A 3,399-nucleotide genomic window follows, 5' to 3' on the forward strand; every position below is an offset into this window, starting at 1 on the left:
TGATTTGGTGCGGCGGACTCCGGAGGGGTTGCTGGAGTATCACGGGCGGGTGGATTTCCAGGTGAAGATCCGGGGGTTGCGGATCGAGCTGGATGAGATCGATAACGCGTTGACCGCGCACCCGGATGTCGATTACGCCGCGACACTGGGCACGACGCTGCCTTCGGGTGTCAAGGCGCTGGTGTCGTATGTGCTGGCGCGCGTTGACGCTGAGACGGGCGGTCGGGTCGTGTTGGATACCGCGGAGCTGGCGGAGTTTGTCGGGAAAACGTTGCCCGGGTATATGGTTCCGGCTGCGATCACGGTGTTGGAGGAGTTGCCTCTGACGCCGGTGGGGAAGTTGGATCGGGCGGCGTTGCCGCAGCCGGTGCTGGCGGTGCGGGAGTTCCGGGCGCCTGCCACGGCGAACGAGCGGTTGGTCGCGGAGACCTTCGCTGCTGTGTTGTTGCCGCAGGGTGGCGAGGGCGGCGGTCGGGTGGGTGCGGATGATGATTTCTTCGAGCTGGGTGGTAATTCGCTGTTGGCCACGCAGGTCGCGGGGCGGTTGGGTTCCGCTTTGGGTGTGCGGGTTCCGGTGGGGTTGGTGTTCGAGGCGTCGGTGGTGGCGCGGCTGGCGCAGCGGTTGGAGGAGTTGGGCGGGGGGTCTGTTTCGGCGCCGCGGGCGATGGTGCGTCCGGGGCGGGTGCCGTTGTCGTATGCGCAGCAGCGGATGTGGTTTTTGAACCGGTTCGATCCGGGCAGCGCGAGCAACAATATTCCGTTGGCGGTGCGGCTCAGTGGTGCGTTGGATGTGGCGGCGTTGCGGGCGGCGATCGGGGATCTGGTGGAGCGGCATGAGGTGTTGCGCACCAGTTATCCGGAGCATGATGGTGTGGGTTATCAACGGGTGCACGATATTTCGGAGCCGGGTGCGGTGCCGGAGTTGCCGGTCGTGGAGGTGAGCGAGGACGAGGTCCTTGCGGCCACGGTGGCGGTGGTGGGTGAGGGTTTCGATGTGACGGTGGCTGCGCCGATCCGGTTGCGGTTGTTGCGGGTCGGCGACAGCGAGCACGTGTTGGTGTGTGTGGTGCATCACATCGCTGGGGATGGTTCGTCGATGCTGCCGTTGACCGCGGATTTGATGACGGCGTATTCCGCTCGCGTGGCTGGTGCGGTTCCGGGGTGGGAGCCGTTGCCGTTGCAGTATGCGGATTTCACGTTGTGGCAGCGGGAAATCCTGGGTGGGGAGGATGATCCGGAGTCGATCTTGGCTCGTCAGATCGGGTTTTGGCGGGATCGGTTGGCGGATCTGCCGGAGAAGCTGGATCTGCCCGCGGATCGGCCGCGTCCGGTGGTGTTCTCCGGTCGCGGTGCGACGTATGAGTTCACAATCGACGCGACGGTGCATGCGGCGTTGAACCGGTTGGCGCACCGCCACGACGCGACGTTGTTCATGGTGGCGCACGCGGCGTACGCGGTGTTGCTGGCGCGGTTGTCGAACACCGGCGACATCACCGTCGGCACCCCGGTGGCCGGTCGTGGGGACGCGGCGTTGAGTGGGTTGATCGGGATGTTCGTCAACACTCTGGCCCTGCGCACGCAGATCGATCCCGGTGCCAGTTTCGCGGAAGTGTTGGAGCGGGTGCGGGGTGGGGATGTGGAGGCGTTCGGGCATGCGGAGGTGCCGTTCGAGCGGTTGGTGGAGTTGCTGGATCCGGTGCGCTCGAGTGCGCATCATCCGTTGTTCCAGGTGATGTTGACCTTCCAGAACTTCACGCCTTCGACCCTGGAACTACCCGCGTTGACGGTGTCGGGGCTGGAGTTCGCGTGGCCGTTGACGAAGTTCGACCTCGAGTTGACGATGGTGCCGCGCGAGGAGCAGCGGACAGCGTCGGGGATTTCGGCGGCGTTCACCTACGCCACCGACCTGTTCGACGAGGCCACCGTCGCGGGCTTCGCGCGACGGTTGTGCGCCATCCTCACCTCCGTGGCCGAGTCGGCGGATCGCCGGGTGGGGGAGATCGAGCTGCTGGATGCGGCTGAACGCACCACGATCCTGCAGGAGTGGAACGACACCCGCCACCCGGTCGCGGCCGGGTTGTTGTTGGATGGCTACCGGCGTGCGGTGGCGCAGTATCCGGACACAGTCGCGGTCGTGCATGGTGATCAACAGTTGACCTATCGGGAGTTCGATGAGCGGGTCAATCGGTTGGCGCGGGTGTTGATCGAGCGGGGGGTGGGTGCGGAGTCGTTGGTGGGGTTGGCGGTGCGGCGTTCGCTGGATCTGGTGGTCGGTATGTATGCGATCCTGACCGCGGGTGGGGCGTATGTGCCGTTGGATCCCGACCACCCCGCCGAGCGGATCGGGCATGTGCTCGACACCGCGCACCCGGTGTGCGTGCTGACCACGACCGCGGATGCGATCGCGGTGCCGTCGCGTATCCCGCTGCTGTGTCTGGACACCCTCGACTTCAGCGCCCGCTCGGGTGCGCCGGTGTGTGTCGAGGAATTGTTGCGGCCGGTGTTGCCGGGGCATGTGGCGTATGTGATTTTCACGTCGGGTTCGACCGGGCGGCCGAAGGGTGTGGCGGTGTCGCATCAGGCGATCGTGAATCAGATCGAGTGGATGCTGGCGCAGTATCGGATGGGTCCGGGGCAGGTGTATCTGCAGAAGACCGCCACCACCTTCGATGTGTCGTTGTGGGGGTATTTCATGCCCCTGCGGGTGGGTGCGAAACTCGTGCTCGCCGACCACGACGGGCACCGCGACGCGGCGTATCTGGCGGCGACGATCGCCGCGCAGAAGGTGACGGTGACCGATTTCGTGCCGACGATGCTGAGCGAGTTCGCCGCCCACACCCCCGCCGGAAGCCTGGCGAGCCTGCGGGATGTGTTCGTCATCGGGGAGGCGTTGCCGCCGGAAACCGTGGCCGCGGTGGCTGCGGTGACCGAGGCGCGGGTGCACAACCTGTACGGTCCGACCGAGGCGGCGGTGTCGGTCACCTACTGGCCCGCCGACACCGCGGATGCGGTGACGGTGCCGATCGGGTGCCCGCAATGGAACACCGAAGTGTTCGTGCTGGATTCGCGGTTGCGGCCGGTACCCGCCGGGGTGGCGGGGGAGTTGTATCTGGCCGGTGACCAACTCGCCCGCGGATACCTCGGCCAGCCCGCGCAAACCGCGGGCCGGTTCGTGGCCAACCCGTTCGCGGCCGGGGCCAGGATGTATCGCACCGGGGATGTGGTGATCTGGCGTGGGCCCGACGCGCAGCGGCCGCAGCGGCTGGAATACCTCGGCCGCACCGACTTCCAGGTGAAATTCCGCGGCCAACGCATCGAACTCGGCGAGATCGAAACCGCGCTGCTGACCCACCCGGCGGTCAGCCAAGCCGCCGCCGCCGTAGTGCCCACCACGCTGGG

General features: G+C 66.5%; 1 protein-coding gene. It reads left to right on the top strand.

Annotated elements, in window-relative coordinates:
- On the top strand, positions 1-3,399 hold a 3,399-nt coding region (locus ON34_RS03180; RefSeq protein WP_040773995.1), incomplete at both ends, for a non-ribosomal peptide synthetase.

Origin of the sequence: Nocardia pneumoniae NBRC 100136 (assembly GCF_000308755.1) — a bacterium.
Lineage (GTDB): Bacteria > Actinomycetota > Actinomycetes > Mycobacteriales > Mycobacteriaceae > Nocardia > Nocardia pneumoniae.